Annotated in this window: 14 protein-coding genes; 11 read left to right on the forward strand and 3 right to left on the reverse strand. The window is 63.1% G+C overall.

The window, feature by feature from the left end; genetic code table 11:
• Positions 1-103 precede the first annotated feature (103 nt).
• From BN1136_RS14560 to pgl, 10 genes are all read left to right on the forward strand, one after another.
• Positions 104-1036, forward strand: coding sequence for a pseudouridine synthase (locus BN1136_RS14560; protein WP_043759124.1), 933 nt, complete (start codon positions 104-106; stop codon positions 1034-1036).
• A 91-nt stretch (positions 1037-1127) separates the two neighbouring features.
• On the forward strand, positions 1128-1595 hold the full coding sequence (locus BN1136_RS14565) for an NUDIX hydrolase (protein ID WP_043759122.1): 468 nt from the start codon (positions 1128-1130) through the stop codon (positions 1593-1595).
• Positions 1596-1753: 158 nt separating this feature from the next.
• Positions 1754-2860, forward strand: a complete 1107-nt coding sequence (gene mnmA, locus BN1136_RS14570; RefSeq protein WP_043759120.1) for a tRNA 2-thiouridine(34) synthase MnmA — start codon at positions 1754-1756, stop codon at positions 2858-2860.
• A 171-nt stretch (positions 2861-3031) separates the two neighbouring features.
• Complete coding sequence (hflD, locus tag BN1136_RS14575; protein WP_043759119.1) at positions 3032-3643, forward strand: high frequency lysogenization protein HflD; 612 nt, start codon at positions 3032-3034, stop codon at positions 3641-3643.
• A 126-nt stretch (positions 3644-3769) separates the two neighbouring features.
• Complete coding sequence (gene purB / locus BN1136_RS14580) at positions 3770-5140, forward strand: adenylosuccinate lyase (RefSeq protein ID WP_043759118.1); 1371 nt, start codon at positions 3770-3772, stop codon at positions 5138-5140.
• Between the two features lie 162 nt (positions 5141-5302).
• The gene (locus BN1136_RS14585; protein WP_043759116.1) at positions 5303-6433 is read left to right on the forward strand and encodes a ribosomal protein uL16 3-hydroxylase; all 1131 of its coding nucleotides are present in this window, start codon (positions 5303-5305) and stop codon (positions 6431-6433) included.
• A 383-nt stretch (positions 6434-6816) separates the two neighbouring features.
• A complete protein-coding gene (gene pykF / locus BN1136_RS14590; protein ID WP_043759114.1) occupies positions 6817-8229 on the forward strand; it encodes a pyruvate kinase PykF in 1413 nt (470 codons plus the stop codon).
• Positions 8230-8377: 148 nt separating this feature from the next.
• Complete coding sequence (gene mscK, locus BN1136_RS14595) at positions 8378-11689, forward strand: mechanosensitive channel MscK (RefSeq protein ID WP_043808773.1); 3312 nt, start codon at positions 8378-8380, stop codon at positions 11687-11689.
• A 122-nt stretch (positions 11690-11811) separates the two neighbouring features.
• Positions 11812-12420 (forward strand): LysE family translocator, encoded by a 609-nt coding sequence (locus BN1136_RS14600; RefSeq protein ID WP_043759094.1) that lies wholly within the window; start codon positions 11812-11814, stop codon positions 12418-12420.
• A gap of 72 nt (positions 12421-12492) precedes the next feature.
• Positions 12493-13503: a 6-phosphogluconolactonase gene (gene pgl, locus BN1136_RS14605; RefSeq protein WP_043808775.1), complete on the forward strand. Its 1011-nt coding sequence runs from the start codon at positions 12493-12495 to the stop codon at positions 13501-13503.
• Between the two features lie 67 nt (positions 13504-13570).
• Here the strand turns inward: pgl and BN1136_RS14610 are convergent, their stop codons facing one another.
• The 3 genes from BN1136_RS14610 to BN1136_RS14620 form a co-directional block, all read right to left on the reverse strand.
• On the reverse strand, positions 13571-14146 hold the full coding sequence (locus tag BN1136_RS14610) for a lipid-binding SYLF domain-containing protein (RefSeq protein ID WP_043759089.1): 576 nt from the start codon (positions 14144-14146) through the stop codon (positions 13571-13573).
• 88 nt (positions 14147-14234) lie between these two features.
• Positions 14235-14975, reverse strand: coding sequence for a dienelactone hydrolase family protein (locus BN1136_RS14615; protein ID WP_043759087.1), 741 nt, complete (start codon positions 14973-14975; stop codon positions 14235-14237).
• 138 nt (positions 14976-15113) lie between these two features.
• The gene (locus BN1136_RS14620) at positions 15114-16352 is read right to left on the reverse strand and encodes a uracil-xanthine permease family protein (RefSeq protein WP_043808776.1); all 1239 of its coding nucleotides are present in this window, start codon (positions 16350-16352) and stop codon (positions 15114-15116) included.
• 317 nt (positions 16353-16669) lie between these two features.
• Here BN1136_RS14620 and BN1136_RS14625 point away from each other — a divergent pair.
• On the forward strand, positions 16670-17578 hold a 909-nt coding region (locus tag BN1136_RS14625; protein WP_043808777.1), incomplete at its 3' end, for a hint domain-containing protein.

A 17578-nucleotide genomic window follows, 5' to 3' on the forward strand; every position in this document is an offset into this window, starting at 1 on the left:
CTCTCGTGCGGCCTTCTTCCGGGCCCCCCTATCCCGCCCCATTCAACCCTGCATCCCGTCGACTGCCCCCCTGTGGTACACTCCGGCATCCCCTGCTTTTGGTATGCACGCGATGAAATCAGCCCGCCCTCGACTCTCCCTCTCTTCTCGTCCCGATGCCGACACCACGGCCAGACGTGCCGCCACGCCGCGCCAGGCCCCGCGCCGGGATGAACCGCGCACAGCCAGAGAGCAGGAGCGCAAACCGGCACCGGCGCCTGCCGATCGCAAGCTGCTGCTCTTGAACAAGCCCTACATGGTGCTCTGTCAGTTCACCGACGAGGCGGGTCGCGAGACCCTCAAGGATTACATCACCGAATCCGGCATCTATGCCGCGGGCCGGCTCGATCGCGACAGCGAGGGACTCCTGCTGCTTACCAACGACGGTAAGCTGCAGGCGCGCCTCACCCAGCCGGGGGAGAAGACCCCCAAGACCTACTGGGTACAGGTGGAAGGCGTGCCGAGCGAGGAGAAACTGGCCGCCCTGCGCGCCGGAGTGGAGCTCAACGACGGCATGACCCTGCCCGCCGGGGCGCGCATCATGGATGAGCCTGCGGTGTGGCCACGCAACCCGCCCATTCGCGAGCGCAGGGAGATCCCCACCTGCTGGCTGGAGATCAAGATTGTCGAGGGTCGCAACCGCCAGGTGCGGCGGATGACCGCCCATATCGGCCACCCCACACTGCGCCTAATCCGCTACGCCATCGGGGAGTGGACCCTCGACGGTCTGGCGCCCGGCGAGAGCCGCGCCCTGCCCGCTCCCGAGCTGGCGCCGGCCCCGCGGCAATCTGCTGCGCACGGCAAGCCGCACGCATCCGCCAGGCCGCAAGGTGCCGGCAACAACAGCCTACCGCGAGCGGCCCGACCGACCCGCAACACCCAACACCAGGAGCAACGCCAAGGGCGGGACAGCCGCGAAGCGAGCCCCCGCCCGGCCAATCGCAGCGGCGGGCGTGGCACTGCGCGCCGACCGGCTCGCACCAAACCCTCGGAATAACGGGCGGCCATGGCCTGGCAATCGTGCAGTAAATAACGCAGCTGAATCGAGCGCCCCACACAGGCCGAGCCCAACGAGACAAGGAGTCCCTATGATCGAACATCCCCCCCTTTCCTCCCGCCTCACCGTGGCCGCCCTGGTGCACTGGCAGGGACGCTTCCTGCTGGTAGAAGAGGAGATAGCGGGCCGGCGCCGCTTCAACCAGCCTGCCGGCCATGTGGAGCCTGGGGAAGATCTCATCCAGGCCGCCTGCCGCGAGCTGAAAGAGGAGACGGGGCTCACCGTGCCTCCCACCGCCTGGCTCGGGGTCTATCTCTACAAGCCGGCGGACAGCGAGGCCACCTTTGTGCGCACCGCCGTCATCTTCGACCTTGAAAAGGCGCCGGGTCAGCACCATCCAGAGGATCCCGACGGCGACGTGCTTGCCTGCCACTGGCTCAGCCTGGAGGAGATCGCCGAGTGCAAGCCGGCCCTGCGCAGCCCCCTGGTGTGGCAGTGCATCCAGGACTATCTGTCCGGTACCCGCTTGCCGCTGTCGGCCCTCAAGGCCTTCATTTAAGCGCCATTAGACGCTCTTTTTGATGCTATGGGGCCGAGACAAGAAAAACGATTTCCCGCTGCCAGGCTCCCGATGGGCAAGGCGGCATGGAGATGTGACCGGGGGCGCAAAACTCTGGTAGAATACGCCCCGTTTAAACGAACTGGTAACTTCGACTAATGACAGACAACAGCCAAATCAAGGTGATCGTCGGCATGTCCGGCGGCGTGGATTCTTCCGTCTCGGCCTACCTGCTCCAGCAGCAGGGCTATCAGGTCGAAGGCTTGTTCATGAAGAACTGGGAAGAAGACGACACGGACGAGTACTGCTCTGCCGCCCAGGATTTGGCTGATGCCAAGGCCGTCTGCGACAAGCTGGGGATCAAACTCCACACCATCAACTTCGCCGCCGAGTACTGGGACAACGTGTTCGAGCACTTCCTGGAAGAGTACAAGGCAGGGCGTACGCCGAACCCCGATATCCTGTGCAACAAGGAGATCAAGTTCAAGGCGTTCCTGGAGTTTGCCGCCGAAGAGCTGGGGGCCACCTACATCGCCACCGGCCACTACGTGCGCCGTGACGACAGCACCGGCCGCCCGCGCCTGCTGCGCGGTCTGGATACCAACAAGGATCAGAGCTACTTCCTCTACACCCTGAGCGAAACCCAGGTGGGTCAGAGCCTGTTCCCGGTCGGGGATTTGGAAAAGCCGGAGGTGCGCCGCATCGCCGAGCAGCTCGATCTCATCACCGCCAAGAAGAAAGACTCCACCGGCATCTGCTTCATCGGCGAGCGCAAGTTCAAGGACTTCTTGGCCAAGTTCCTGCCCGCCCAGCCCGGCCCCATCGAAACCGTGGATGGCAAGGTGATAGGTGAGCACCAGGGTCTGATGTACCACACCCTGGGCCAGCGCAAGGGCCTGGGGATCGGCGGCATGAAGGATGCGACCGAGGAGGCCTGGTACGTGGTGGACAAAGAGGTGGAGCGCAACACCCTGGTGGTGGCGCAAGGGGAGCATCCCCGCCTCTACTCCGACGGCCTCATCGCGAGCCAGCTGCATTGGGTGGATCGCACCCCCATTCACGAGCCGCGCCGTTGCACCGTCAAGACCCGTTACCGCCAGCAGGACATCCCCTGCCTCATCCAGCCCATCGACGATGAGACCATCCGGGTCATCTTCGACGAGAAACAGGCTGCGGTGACCCCGGGCCAGTCCGCCGTTTTCTACGACGGGGAAGTATGTCTGGGTGGCGGCATCATAGAGCAGCGTTTCAGCCATCCGGTGTGATGAGCAGCGAGGGCCGCAACGTGCGGCCCTTGGCAGACACCTTCGGCCAACGGGCTCGCGCCTGTTTGAAGCGTGAACAAAAGGCCACAAGCGTGAGCCACCCATTCCAAGGCCGGATCCTGGCCGACTGCGCCATCAGTCGGCGGATGAACAGAACAGGGCTGTGAAGATATGAGCGACAAATTCCAAGACAGAACCATGGCCTTCGCCGGCATCTGCCAGGCGGCCTATCTGGTGCAGAAGGTGGCCCGCGACGGCACCTGTGACGAGGCCTCCCTGCGCGAGAGCCTCTCCAGCATCCTGGTCACCGACCCCAAGCAGCCGCTGGACGTGTTCGGCAACCACCTCGCCATTCGCGACGGCTACCGCGCACTGGTCGAGCAGCTGGGCGCCGACGGCAGCCAGAAGAATGCCGAGCTGACCCGCTACGTGGTGAGCCTGATTGCGCTCGAGCGCAAGCTGGCCAAGCGCAAGGACATCCTCAACATGCTGGGGGAGCGGATCAGCCAGATCGGCCGCCAGCAACAGCATTTCGACCTGCTCGACGAGCAGATCCTGGCCAACATGGCGAGCATCTACAGCGATCTTATCAGCCCCATCGGGCCGCGCATCCAGGTGGCGGGCACCCCGCTGTTCCTGCAGCAGCCCCTGGTGCAGCACAAGGTGCGCGCCCTGCTGCTGGCCGGCATCCGCGCCGTGGTGCTGTGGCGCCAGCTGGGCGGCAGCCGTACCCAGATCATCTTCGCGCGCAAGAAGATGGTGGAGCTGGCCAAACGTTACTAAATATCCGCTCGTGCCCGGGCACGGGGTCGACACCAGGGTGAACAGCCGCACATCCCCCTGGATGACGACCCGGCCAAGACACGAGAGGCGACGAATCCCCCACACCAATCATCAGGAGTTCACCCCATGGAGCTGTCCGCGCTGACTGCCGTTTCCCCGATTGACGGTCGTTATGGCGACAAGGCCGATGCCCTGCGCCCTATCTTCTCTGAATTCGGTCTGCTGCGTTTTCGCGTCGAAGTCGAGGTTCGCTGGTTGCAAAAACTGGCCAGCCACGCCGGGATCCCGGAAGTCCCTGCCCTGAGTGCGGCCGCCAGCGCCCTGCTCGACGGCATTGTCAGCGACTTCAACGAGAGCGACGCCGCCCGCATCAAACAGATCGAGCGCACCACCAACCATGATGTGAAAGCGGTGGAGTACTTCCTGAAAGAGAAGGTGGAAGTGAACCCCGAGCTCGCCGCCGTTAGCGAGTTCATCCACTTCGCCTGCACCTCCGAAGACATCAACAACAACTCCCACGGCCTGATGCTGAAGACCGCTCGCGAAGAGGTCATCAAGCCCTACTGCGAGAAGCTGATCAGCGAAATCAAGCGCCTGGCCGTCGAGTACCGCGACATGCCGCTGCTGTCGCGCACCCACGGCCAGCCGGCGACCCCGAGCACCATGGGCAAGGAGATGGCCAACGTCGCCTACCGTCTGGAGCGCCAGCTCAAGCAGATCATGGCAGTCGAAATCCTCGGCAAGATCAACGGGGCCGTGGGCAACTACAACGCCCACCTCAGCGCCTATCCGGAAGTGGACTGGCACCAGTTCTCCGAGGAGTTCGTCACCTCCTTGGGCCTGACTTGGAACCCCTACACCACCCAGATCGAGCCGCACGACTACATCGCCGAGCTGTTTGACGCCATGGCGCGCTTCAACACCATCCTGATCGACTTCGATCGCGACGTGTGGGGCTACATCTCCCTGGGCCACTTCAAGCAGCGCACCATCGCCGGTGAAATCGGCTCCTCCACCATGCCCCACAAGGTCAACCCCATCGACTTCGAGAACTCCGAAGGCAATCTGGGTCTGGCAAATGCCGTGTTCCAGCACCTGGCGAGCAAACTGCCCATCTCCCGCTGGCAGCGTGATCTGACCGACTCGACCGTGCTGCGCAACCTGGGGGTGGCGGTGGGTTACTCCCTGATTGCCTATCAGGCGACCCTGAAGGGCATCTCCAAGCTGGAAGCCAACAGCGATGCCATGGCCGCCGATCTGGACGCCAACTGGGAAGTGCTGGCCGAACCGATCCAGACCGTGATGCGCCGCTACGGCATCGAGAAGCCCTACGAGAAGCTCAAAGAGCTGACTCGTGGCCGCCGCGTGGACGCCGAAGGGATGCGTACCTTTATCGACACCCTCGCACTGCCCGAAGAAGTGAAGGTGGAGCTGAAGAAGCTGACCCCGGCCAACTACATCGGCGACGCCCAGCGTCTGGTCGATCTGCTGAAATAAGCGGATAGCCGAAGACGTCAGGGGCCCTGTGCATGCACTGCCACAGGGCCCCTGCTATTTTCGACCGGCAACACTATGTTCAAGTCAGGACCCTGTTGAACCGAGTGGCCTTGCCCAAGCCCGCCTTGGGCAAGCCCTCTCTCACAAGATACGAGAAGCACCATGTACCAACTCAATCTGGATATCGCTCACTTCCTCGAGCACTACTGGCAGAAGCGCCCGCTCCTCATCAAGGGCGGTTTCACCGACTTTCAGGATCCCATCAGCCCGGACGAGCTGGCGGGGCTGGCCATGGAGGACGTGATCGAGTCGCGCCTGGTGACCCGCTTCAACAACAAATGGGAGGCATCCCACGGCCCCTTCGAATCCTATGATCACCTGGGCGAGGAGAACTGGACCGTGCTGGTGCAGGCCTGCAACCACTGGGTTCCCGAGGTACACGAGCTGGCGGTGCCGTTCCAGTTCATCCCGGGCTGGCGCTTTGACGATGTGATGGTGAGCTTCTCCACCCCTCATGGCGGCGTCGGCCCCCACATCGACAACTACGACGTCTTCATCACCCAGGGCCAGGGCAAACGCCACTGGCGCGTGGGCGATGCCAAGCCGCTCAGCGAGTTCGCCGCCCACGCCGCCCTGCTGCACTGCGAGCCGTTCGAGGCGATCATCGACGTCATCATGGAGCCGGGCGACATCCTCTACATTCCGCCCGGATTCCCTCACGAGGGCTACGCCATCGAGCCCTCCCTGAACTTCTCCGTGGGCTTCCGCGCGCCTGACGCAAAAGCGCTTATCTCCTCCTTTGCCGATCACCTGATTGACAACGAGATGCGCACCGAGCGTTACGGCGACCCCGACCTCCAGCCTCGTTCCCGCCACGGCGAGATCCAGCCCTTTGAGCTGCACCGCCTGCGGGAGCTGATGCAGCAGGCCCTCGATGACGAGACCCTGTTCAAGGAGTGGTTTGGCACCATGATCTCCGAGGCCAAGCACGATCTGGACGTGAGCCCCATGGAGCCCGACTACAGCGCCGACGAAGTGGCCGACCTGCTGAGCCAGGGCGAGCCCGCCATCAAGGTGCCGGGGCTGCGCTCTGTCTGGTTCAGCGGCGAGAGCCGGACCTGTTACATCGATGGCGAGGCCTGGACCCTGCCGAGCGAGGATCCGGCCGCCATTTCGCTCCTGTGCGACAAGGACATCATTACCCAGGATGAGCTGGTGGAGCTCGCGGATCAGGCCGGCTTCCTGCAGCTGCTGACCCGGCTGGTCAACCGCGGCTACTGGTTCTTCGGCTAAACCGCCCAGACAACGACAAGGCGCCGCTGGTGACAGCGGCGCCTTGTTACTTTGCAGATCCCCTTTGTCGTCGCCTGTGCTGGCAACCGACGGCCCCCCCACTACACTTGGTGACGGTCGACCATGAAGCCCCCTGTCGCTCATGTCACCATGTTGGTTATTTAACAACATCCGAACGACACCCAAGTGGACACAGGGTGGGTACCAAATGAACCGGTACATGGAGGAACCAATTATTTTAGCCCGTAAAATCAACAGTGAGCGAAAACGTTATCTTTCAAAATGAGGCAGTTTTCACTCAAAACGTTGTTTCTGGATCATAAAAAGTATCCAAAAACTGGTGTATATTGCACGGCGGAAATTCCTTAACCATGAAGACTGACATGAAAAAGACCAAAATCGTCTGCACCATCGGTCCCAAGACCGAATCCAAAGAAATGCTGGGCAAGATGCTGGATGCCGGCATGAACGTCATGCGCCTGAACTTCTCCCACGGCGATTACGCCGAGCACGGTGGTCGCATCAGCAACCTGCGCGCTGTCATGGCCGAAACCGGCAAGCAAGCAGCCATCCTGCTGGACACCAAGGGTCCGGAAATCCGCACCATCAAGCTGGAAGGCGGCAACGACGTCTCCCTGGTCGCCGGCCAGACCTTCACCTTCACCACCGACCAGACCGTGGTTGGCAACAAAGACAAAGTGGCCGTCACCTATGCCGGCTTCGCCAGCGACCTGCGCGTCGGCAACCGCATCCTGGTTGACGACGGCCTGATCGGTCTGGACGTCATCGAGATCACCGAGCGCGAAGTGATCTGTAAAGTGCTGAACAACGGCGATCTGGGCGAGAACAAGGGCATCAACCTGCCTGGCGTCTCCATCAAGCTGCCGGCCCTGGCCGAGAAAGACAAGCGCGATCTCATCTTCGGTTGCGAGCAGGGCGTCGACTTCGTTGCTGCTTCCTTCATCCGCAAGAAAGAAGACGTGCTGGAAATCCGTGAGCACCTGAAGGCCCACGGCGGCGAGAACATCCAGATCATCTCCAAGATCGAAAACCAGGAAGGCCTGGACAACTTCGACGAGATCCTGGCTGTCTCCGACGGCATCATGGTCGCCCGTGGCGACATGGGTGTGGAAATCCCGGTTGAAGAAGTTATCTTCGCCCAGAAGATGATCATCGAGAAGTGCAACAAGGCGCGTAAAGTGGTTATCACCGCGACCCAGATGCTGGACTCCATGATCAAGAACCCGCGTCCGACCCGCGCCGAAGCCGGCGACGTGGCCAACGCCATCCTGGACGGTACCGATGCGGTCATGCTGTCCGGCGAATCCGCCAAGGGCAAGTACCCGCTGGAAGCCGTGACCATCATGGCCACCATCTGCGAGCGTACTGACTCCGTGATGCCGTCCAACCTGTCTGCTGCCAACGACAGCAACAAGCTGCGCATCACCGAAGCGGTATGTAAAGGTGCGGTCGAGACCTCCGAGAAGCTGGATGCCCCGCTGATCGTGGTCGCCACCGAAGGCGGCAAGTCTGCCAAGGCCATCCGCAAGTACTTCCCGAAAGCCTGGATCCTGGCCATCACCACCAACAAGAAGACCGCTGCCCAGCTGGTACTGACCAAGGGTGTGGTGACTCACGTGGTTGACTCCATCGCCTCCACCGACGATTTCTATCGCATCGGCAAAGAAGCCGCGCTGGAAATCGGCATGGGCGTGAAGGGTGACGTGGTTGTCATGGTCTCCGGTGCCCTGGTACCGAGCGGTACCACCAACACCGCCTCCGTTCACGTGCTGTAAGTACGCCTGAACCGATGAAACGGCGCCACGAGGCGCCGTTTTTTTTTCTCTTTCCCCCTGCAGCCCTTCTTGTACCGGTGCTAGAATCCACGCGGATTTTCCCCTGGTGGAAAATCACCCGAACCTCGCATATACACCCGGACGTTTTATGTTCTCTACACGATTCAAAAGAGCCTCGGCCGCCCTGTTGCCGCTGCTCTGTTTACTCATCACACTCGGCTCCCCGACGGCGATGGCGCAAGAGCTGCCTCAGCGCGCCACCGTACAGCGGGCCATCGATGCCCTCGGCAAGGCGGAGACCGTCAGCCAGCAGGCAGACCAGAAGTTCCTGACGGACACCCTCTCCCTGCTCGACAGCATCGACAAGGAGAAGATCAAGGCCAAAAGCCTGAGCGAGCGCATCCGCTCCCTGCCGTCCGAGCTCAAGGATATCAGCACCAAACTCGATGCCCTGACCCAGGGCAAGAGCCTGGAACAGCTGAAGAGCGAATACGCCAGCATGAGCCTGAACGAGCTGGAGAGCCGTCAGCCCGATGTGCTGGCCAACATGCAGGCTGCCCAGGAAGCCATCGGCGCCATCGCAAGCCGCCTCACCAGCCTGCAGACCCTGCCGGAACGGGCCCAGGCCAGCATGAGCCGGGCCTACCAGCGCAGCCAGGAGATCCGCACCCGCCTCAGCGCCGGTGACGGGGTAAGCAGCGCCGAGAAGATGAAGCTCAATACCGAGCTGGCCCTGCTGGATCTGCAGCTGGCCAACCTGCAGAAGGAGCTGGACAACCGCACCAGCATGCAGGATCTGGCAATCAAGCAGCGCGACTACCAGGGGGCGCGCCTCGCGAGCGAAGAGCAGAAACTCCAGGTGCTGCAGGAGCAGAGCAGCGCCAAGCGCCTGGGTGACACCGAGAAGACCGCAGAGCAGACCGGTGAGCTGGTCGCCACCGAGGACAACCCTCTGGTGCAGAAAGAGCAGGAGATCAACCACCAGCTCAGCCAGCAGCTCATCAGCGCCACCACCAACCTCAACTCCCTCGCCCAGAAGAATCTGCAGGCCAAGAGCTGGCTGGAGCGCGGCACCCAGACCGAGCGCAACCTCAACGAACAGGTACAGATGCTCAAGGGCAACCTGCTGCTGTCGCGCATCCTCTACCAGCTCTACCAGCAGCTGGAAGCCGTCCCCTCCACCCTGGTGAAAAACCTGGAGGAGCAGATCGCCGACCTGCATCTGGCCCAGTTCGAACTGAGTCAGCAGCGTGACCAGCTGTTCCAGAAGAACCTGTATCTGGACAACCTGATCGCCAGCAGCGGCGAGACGGTGAGCGAGGAGGACAGGGCAAACCTGGCCAAGCTGATCGACACGCGCGTCAGCCTGCTGGACCAGCTCAACCGCCAGATGGATGCCCAGCTGACCAACGCCATCAGCCTGCAACTGACCCAGCAGCAGCTGACCCGGGTCTATGCCTCCATCGAATTCACCCTGCAACAGCACATCTTCTGGGTGAGCAGCAACAAGCCCATCGACGGCAAGTGGTTCTTCAGCTGGCCTGCGCTGGCCTACAAACAGGCTTCCGACTGGGTACTCAAACCTGACTGGAGCGGTTGGGGCGACATGCTGCTGCCCATCTCCCTGCTCGCCCTGCCGCTGCTGTTGATCGGGGGGCTGCTGATGTGGAAACGGTCGGCCCTGCTCGAGCGCCAGAAGCGGATCGCCAAGGATCTGGGGCGCTTCCGCCAGGACAGCCAGTGGCACACCCCTCGCGCCCTGCTCTATACCGTGTTGCAGCGCCTGCCGGGCAGCCTCTTCATCCTGGCCGCCGGTCTGCTGCTCACCTACTGCGGATTGCTGAGCCCGCGTCTCATCTTCCAGATCACCCTGAACCTGGCACTCGGCTACCTGGTGTTCAGCGTCTACCTGTCGGTGATGCGCCCGAGTGGTATCGGCGAGACCCACTTCCGCATCCCCCGTGACGAGTTGCAGGCCAAACGCAACAGCATGCGCTACCTCTGGCTGCCCCTGCTGCCCCTCATCATGCTCTCGACCAAGGCGGTGGTGGAACCCTCCACCCTTGGCAACGACGTGATCGGCCAGGTGCTGACCCTGGTCCTGCTGGGCCTGACTGCCTACCTGATCTTCCCCATCTCCCGCGCCCGCATCAAGGGCGAGGCGAGCATGCAGAAGTCCCTCGTCGCCATGGCCCTGGCCCTGGCACCGGTGGCGCTCATCGTGCTGGTAGGCCTGGGTTACTACTACACCGCATTGAAGCTGACCGGCCGCCTGATCGAGTCCTTCTACCTCCTCATCATCTGGGGCCTGGTCTATCGCACCGCCTTGCGTGGTCTTGAGCTCGCGGCCCGTCGCCTCGCCTACCGCCGTGCGGTGGCCAAGCGCGAGCACAAGAGTCAGGAAGATGCAGAAGGCGGTGAAACCATCGAAGAGCAGCCCATGGATCTGGAAGAGGTCAGCCAGCAGTCCCTGCGTCTGACCCGCATCATGTTGCTGCTGGTGTTCGGCGTCGCCTTCTACTGGCTCTGGTCCGATCTGGTGGCGATCTTCTCCTACCTCGACAGCATGGTGCTGTGGCACAAGAGCGAAGGGACCGGTGCCAACGCCGTCCTCTTCCCCATCAGCCTGAGCGACGTGCTGATCGGTCTCCTCCTGCTGGGGGGCGCCCTGTCCCTGGCCCGCAACCTGCCGGGTCTCCTGGAGGTGCTGGTACTGTCCAGGCTGAACCTGGCCCAGGGCACCGCTTACGCCATCACCACCATGCTCAACTATGTGCTGATCGGTGTCGGCTCCCTGGTGGCACTCTCCATGATGGGTGTCCAGTGGGACAAGCTGCAGTGGGTTGCGGGGGGTCTGTCCGTCGGTATCGGTTTTGGCATGAAGGAGATCCTCTCCAACTTCGTCTCGGGCATCATCATCCTGTTCGAGCGTCCGGTACGGATCGGTGACACCGTCACCATCGGCACCTTCTCGGGCACCGTCTCCAAGATCCGCATCCGCGCCACCACCCTGACCGACTTCGACCGCAAGGAAGTGATCATCCCGAACCAGCAATTGATGACGGAACGGCTGATCAACTGGTCCCTGAGTGACACCATTACCCGTGTCATCGTGAAGGTCGGGGTAGCCTATGGCTCGGATCTGGAGCTGACCCGCAAGCTGCTCAATCAGGCCGCCATGGAGAACAGCCGGGTCCTGAAGGATCCCGAACCCATCGTCTACTTCCTCACCTTCGGGCCCAGCACCCTGGATCACGAGCTGCGCTTCTTCGTGAGCGAACTGGGGGATCGCAACCCGGCCATCGACGAGCTGAACCGCCGCATCGACGTGCTGTTCCGCGAGCACGGCATCGAGATCGCGTTCAACCAGATGGACGTCTACATCAAGAACATGCAGGGAGAAGAGCAGAAGGTGGAGTCCCGTCCGGCCCTGCCGCCGGCGGAGAATCCCTCCGCCTGATCCCGCTCTCTTGCACAGGCCCCGTCATGGGGCCTGTTTTTTTTCGTCCCCGCCCACGCCTTGAAAGCACAGAGAGTCCCCCAATATAGGGAAGACAACGGACTGTCATCCCGAGGAACCTTATGGACTCTCTCTATGCCGTGGTGCTCTTTGCCATCTCGGCATCGGTCACCCCGGGGCCGAACAACATCATGGTGATGAGCGCCGGTGCCAGCTTCGGGGTCAGGAAGAGCCTGCCGCTGCTCATGGGGATCTGCGTCGGCTTCACCCTGATGCTGTTGCTGGTGGGCCTCGGCTTCGGCCAGCTCTTTACCCTCTTCCCCGACCTGCACCTCTTCATCAAGTGCGCGGGCACCCTCTACCTGCTCTATCTGGCCTGGCTCATCGCCCGCTCGGCGGGCGAGGTGACGGGGAGCACTCAGGCCCGCCCCCTCGGCTTCTTCAAGGGCGCCCTGTTCCAGTGGGTCAATGCCAAGGCCTGGGTGGTCGCCACCGGCGCCATCGCCGCCTTCACCAGCGCGGGAGCCGGGTTCCACCAGCAGAACCTGACCATCGCCCTGACCTTCTTCATCGTCTCGTTCCCGAGCGTCGGGCTCTGGCTCCTGTGCGGGGCCCTGCTCAAGCGCTGGCTGGCGAGCCCCCTTGCCCGCCGCCGCTTCAACCTGGTCATGGCCACCCTGCTGGCGCTCTCCGTGGTGCCCGTCATCCAGGAGATCCTGACCCACATCTGATATCCTGCGGCGGGAAAGCCCCCGCCTTCTCCTACTTCATCCCGACGGATGGCCGTCGCCAAGGAGCATGTAATGCAACAAGTGGTTTATGTGGCCAACCCGGTGAGCGGGTTGATCCATGTGTTTCAGCTGGCGGAGGGAGAGCTGCTGCCGCTGCAGGAGGTGCAGACCGGCGGCGAGGTGCAGCCCCTGGTCATAAGCCCCGACAGGCGCTGGATCCACGCCGGAGTACGCCCCGACTTTCGGGTGTTGAGCTACCCCATCGCAGCGGACGGCCGGCTGGGGACGCCGACCTCGGCACCGCTGCTCGGCAGCGCCTCCCACACCTGCACCGATGGGAGCGGCCGCCTCTTCTTCGCCGCCTCCTACGCCTTCAACCATGCCAGCGTGTCGCGCATGGACGAGCAAGGTCGGATGCAGCCCCCTCACCAGTGCCTCGACGGCCTGATGGCGGCCCACTCGGTGACGTGGCTGGCGGGGCATGACGGTGAACCGGAGCTGCTGGTCGCCTGCCTGAAGGAAGACGCCATCCGCCGCTTCACTCTAACGGAAGACAGGCTGACCCCCCACCCCCTCGGGGATCTGCACACCGCCCAAGGCGCAGGCCCCCGCCATCTGGCGCTGCACCCGACCAACGGCGATCTCTACTGCCTCAATGAGCTCGACGGCACCCTCAATCGCTACCACAGGGAGGCGGACGGCCGCATCGAGGCCCGCCAGAGCCTGGACATGCTTCCCCCCGGCTATGAGGGCGAGCGCTGGGGAGCGGACCTGCACCTGACCCCGGACGGTCGCTTCCTCTACACCAGCGAGCGGGCCAGCAGCCTGCTCACCCTGTTCGGGATCGATGCCCGGGACGGTGCCCTCACATCCCTCGCCCACTTCCCGACCGAGGCCTGCCCCCGCGGCTTTGCCATCGACCATGGCGGCCGCTGGCTCATCGCCACCGGACAGCAGTCCGATCAGGTGGCCGTGCACCGCATCGACCCCGAGAGTGGGCAGCTGACCCTGGCCTCCCGCCAGCCCGTGGGCAAGGGGGCCATGTGGGTGAGGGTTCTGGATCTCGCCGGGCGCCCCGCCTGAACGGCCTTAAAAAAACAGGCGGCGCTCATGGAGCGCCGCCTGGGAGGTGGACCGGGCCATCCGGCCCTCACTTGCCGTTGAGATTATCATCAGGCCAGTACTTGTAACCCTGCAGGGTGGCCTGCGCCGCCAGCCCCTGCTCGGTCAGCTGGTACACCTTCACCCGCTGGAAGTCGGCGTTGGCCGCCTCGCTGACCACCACCTTGCCATCGTCAGCTGCCTTGGCCGCCAGGTCGGCCTGGGCGCCGGCATCGAAGCCCGAGGTGATGAAGCGATCCAGCGCGGCGGTCTCGTTGAAGATGATCAACGCCTTGAACTGCTTGATCCCGAGGCCCACCCCGAAACCGGCGGTGGCCATCTTCATGTAGGTGTCGCGACCGGTTCTGTTGTCCCGCAGAACCCCGTACCCGCTCCCCGCACTGAGGAGAAAGAGGTTGTTGTTCAAGTTGCTAAAGACCGCATAGCCCTTGGCACGGCTCACCTCCTGCCTGATGGCAGGCTTCTGGCCATACAGGGCCGAGAGCGTCTCCTGACGCATCTGCAAGATGCTGTTGCGCTGCTCGCTCGGGGTGTCCCCTTTCGCTGAGCATCCCGCCAGCACCAACACGATCAACAGTTGGCTCCAGAACTGCAATTGACGCATATCTTCACTCCTTGTTGTATTGATTCGCGGGACACCGAGCCCGGGCGGGTAGCGTCACATCTGACCAGTATATCCTATCCGGGTCCCCTCACCCCTTGGTCACCTCCCCGAGGAAGTCGATGAAGCGGCGCCAGGATTTCGCATCCGCGTCGGCACGGTAGTTGTCCGAGCCAAAGACGCTGAAGGCGTGGGGGGCGCCGCTGTAGCTTGTCGCCTCGTGCTTCACCCCGGCGCTCTCCAGCTCGCCGACAAGCGCCGCAAACTGCCCGAGGGACACCGCCTCGTCAGCGCTGCCGTGCTGGATCAACAGCGTCCCCTTCGCCTGCCGGTAATCTTGTCCGGCCGGAGTCTCGAGCCCGCCGTGCACGCTCACCACTCCCTTGAGATCCGCCCCGCTGCGCGCCAGCTCCAGCACGGCGGCGCCGCCAAAGCAGTAACCGAGCGCCACCGCATTGTCGAGCCGCCCCCCCTGCTTACCGGCTTCGGCCAGCCCCCCCTGCAACAGCTTGCGCATTTTGGCTCTGTCCTGATAGAGGGCACCGGTCAGCTTCTTCTTCTCCTCCATGGCGGTCGGCCTCACCCCTGCACCGAACAAGTCCACCGCGAAGACACTGTAACCAAGCGCCACCAGCATCTCGGCCCGCTTGATCTCGTAGCCGTTCAGCCCGTCCCAGTCGTGCACCAGCAGCACCAGGGGCGCCTGCTTGTCGGCGGCCGCCAAGTAATACCCCTCGAACGGCTGGCCTTCGACCTCGTAGCGCACAGCGCCCGCCTCGGCCGCGCCGCTGCCCATCAGCCCCAACAGGGCCAGCATCCATGCCTTCTTCATCGCCTGTTCCTCTACCTGTGAACGATGCTCCTGATTGTAGCCGCTTGAGATGGATAGCCCGGGGTCAGTGGTGACGCCAGCAAAAAAGAGAGAGGCCACCCGAAGGTGGCCTCTTGTCGAATAAAGGAGTGACGACGCTTAATCCTTGGCGCTCTCCATCGCGCCCTCTTCCGAGTGCTGGGGCAGGATGAGATTCAGCAGGATGGCCGCCACCGAGGCCAGGCCCACGCCCGCCAGGGCGAAGTCACCGATCTTCATCTCCAGGGCACCGACGCCCACGGTCAGGGTCACGGCCACGATGGCGATGTTGCGGGACAGACCCAGATCCACCTTGGACTCCACCAGGGTCTTGAGGCCGATGGCGGCGATGGATCCGAACAGCAGCAGCATGATGCCGCCCATCACCGGCATGGGGATGGAGGTCAGCAGGGCGTTGAACTTGCCGAAGAAGGCCAGAATGATGGCGAACACCGCGGCCCAGGTCATGGTGACCGGGTTGAAGTTGCGGGTGATCATCACGGCGCCGGTCACTTCGGCGTAGGTGGTGACGGGGGGACCACCGATGAGGCCGGCGAAGCAGACGCCGATGCCATCACCGGCCAGAGTGCGGTGCAGACCCGGGTTCTTGGTGTAGTCCTTGCCGGTCACGCCGCCGATGGCCAGCACGCCGCCGATGTGCTCGATGCAGGGGGCAATGGCCACCGGCAGCATGAACAGGGCCGCAGCCCAGTTGATCTCCGGGGTCTCGAAGTGGGGCAGCGCCAGCCAGGGGGCGTTGACCATGCCGTCGAAGCTCACCTGACCCATCAGCACGGCAGAGACATAGCCCGCAATCACGCCGCACAGGATGGGGATGAGCTTGATCCAGCCCTTGCAGAAGACGGCCGCGATCAGGGTAACCGCCAGCGAAATCCCCGCCAGGGTCAGTGCCGTGGTGGCAGGCACCACCTGCTCACCGCCGGCACGGCCCATGGCCATGTTGCAGGCCACCTGGGCCACCGACAGGCCGATCACCATGATCACCGGGCCGATCACCACGGGGGGCAGCAGCTTGTGCACGAAGCCCATGCCCCGGGCGCGGATGACGGCCGCCAGGATGAAGTACATGAAGCCCGCGGCGAACAGACCGAACATGGTGGAGGGCAGGCCCCAGGTCTGGGTGGCATAGATGATGGGGGCGATGAAGGCGAAGCTGGAGCCGAGGAAGATCGGCACCTGACGGCGGGTGCAGAGCTGGAACAGCAGGGTGCCGACACCGGCACCAAGCAGGGCCATGGAGGGGTTTAATCCGGTGAGCAGGGGCACCAGCACCATGGCACCGAAGGCGACAAACAGAATTTGCAGCCCGGCGACGCTTTGCTTGACCAAGGAAAACATGGGTATCCTTAATTTTTTGATAACTGACAGGGATATTTGACACTTTTCAGTCATCACAAGACATTTTCAAGGCAGAAAATGGGCCGAAGGGCGTCACTTGTTACCTTTCACTGCTTGGGGAGGGCATGAAACTGGCTTTTTAGGCGGGATTCGTTGCTACAAGCATCGAGGATGCGATTTTACGCACTTTTATGGCCGACGCCAATCGTTTTTCAGGGTAGATAGCATGACAAGGGTTTCAACTGGTCGACGCAGATGTCGCCCCCATTCCCTCCCTATACTCGAAGGAGTGCCCAAATACCGACAAGGAGTTCCCCATGTCACTGCCCTCCTTCACACCCAGCCAGCGCCGACTGCTGGTGGGTTCCGCCATCGCTCTGGCCCTGTTTGCAACCCCGTACACCTATGATTTCAGCCACCACCAGTGGCAGCCGAATCAGGCCTATGCCAAGTCCTGCTTCATTGCCGGTACCCGTATCGTCATGGCCGATGGCAGCGAGCGCCCCATCGAGACGCTGCTGGCCGGTGAAGAGGTACTGGACCAGCATGGCCACCGCAACCGGATCCTGGCGATCGAGCGGGTACTGCTGGGCGCGCGCAGGCTCTACGGGATCAACCGGCTGGCCCCCTTCTTTACCGCCGAGCACCCCTTCCTGACCACCCGTGGCTGGGCAGCCATCGCGCCGGCCATGACCCGCACCGAAAACCCGACCCTGGCCGTGCTGCCGCTCTTTACCGGCATGCACCTGCTGGGCCGGCCGGTCGCCACCAGCGCGGGAGCTCTGGCGCTGGCCCCGCACCCCGTCCTGCTGCTGGTGGAGTCCCTCTGCTGGCTTGACGCTGCGCCCACCACGGCGTTGTTCAACCTGATCCTCGATGGCAGCCACAGCTATATCGCCAATGGGTTGATCGTTCACAACAAGGGTGGCGACGACAGTGGCAGTGACGGCGGCGGTGGTGGTGATAGCGGCGGCGGCAATCAGGGTAGTGGCAGCAGCGGTGGCAGTGACGATAGTGGCGGCAGCCAGGGTAGCGACAGCAGCGGTGGCGGTGACGATAGCGGCGGCAGTCACGGTAGCGACAGCAGCGGTGGCGGTGACCAGCATGCAGGAGGCGATCGCCATGCCGGGGGCGAACAACATGGCGGCGGAGAGCGCCACGCCGGGGGGGATCGTCATGGGGGTGGGCGCGGCCTGGGCAACGGCCTCGATGACAACGGCGTGGAC

Origin of the sequence: Aeromonas taiwanensis, from assembly GCF_000820165.1 — a bacterium.
GTDB classification, from domain to species: domain Bacteria; phylum Pseudomonadota; class Gammaproteobacteria; order Enterobacterales; family Aeromonadaceae; genus Aeromonas; species Aeromonas taiwanensis.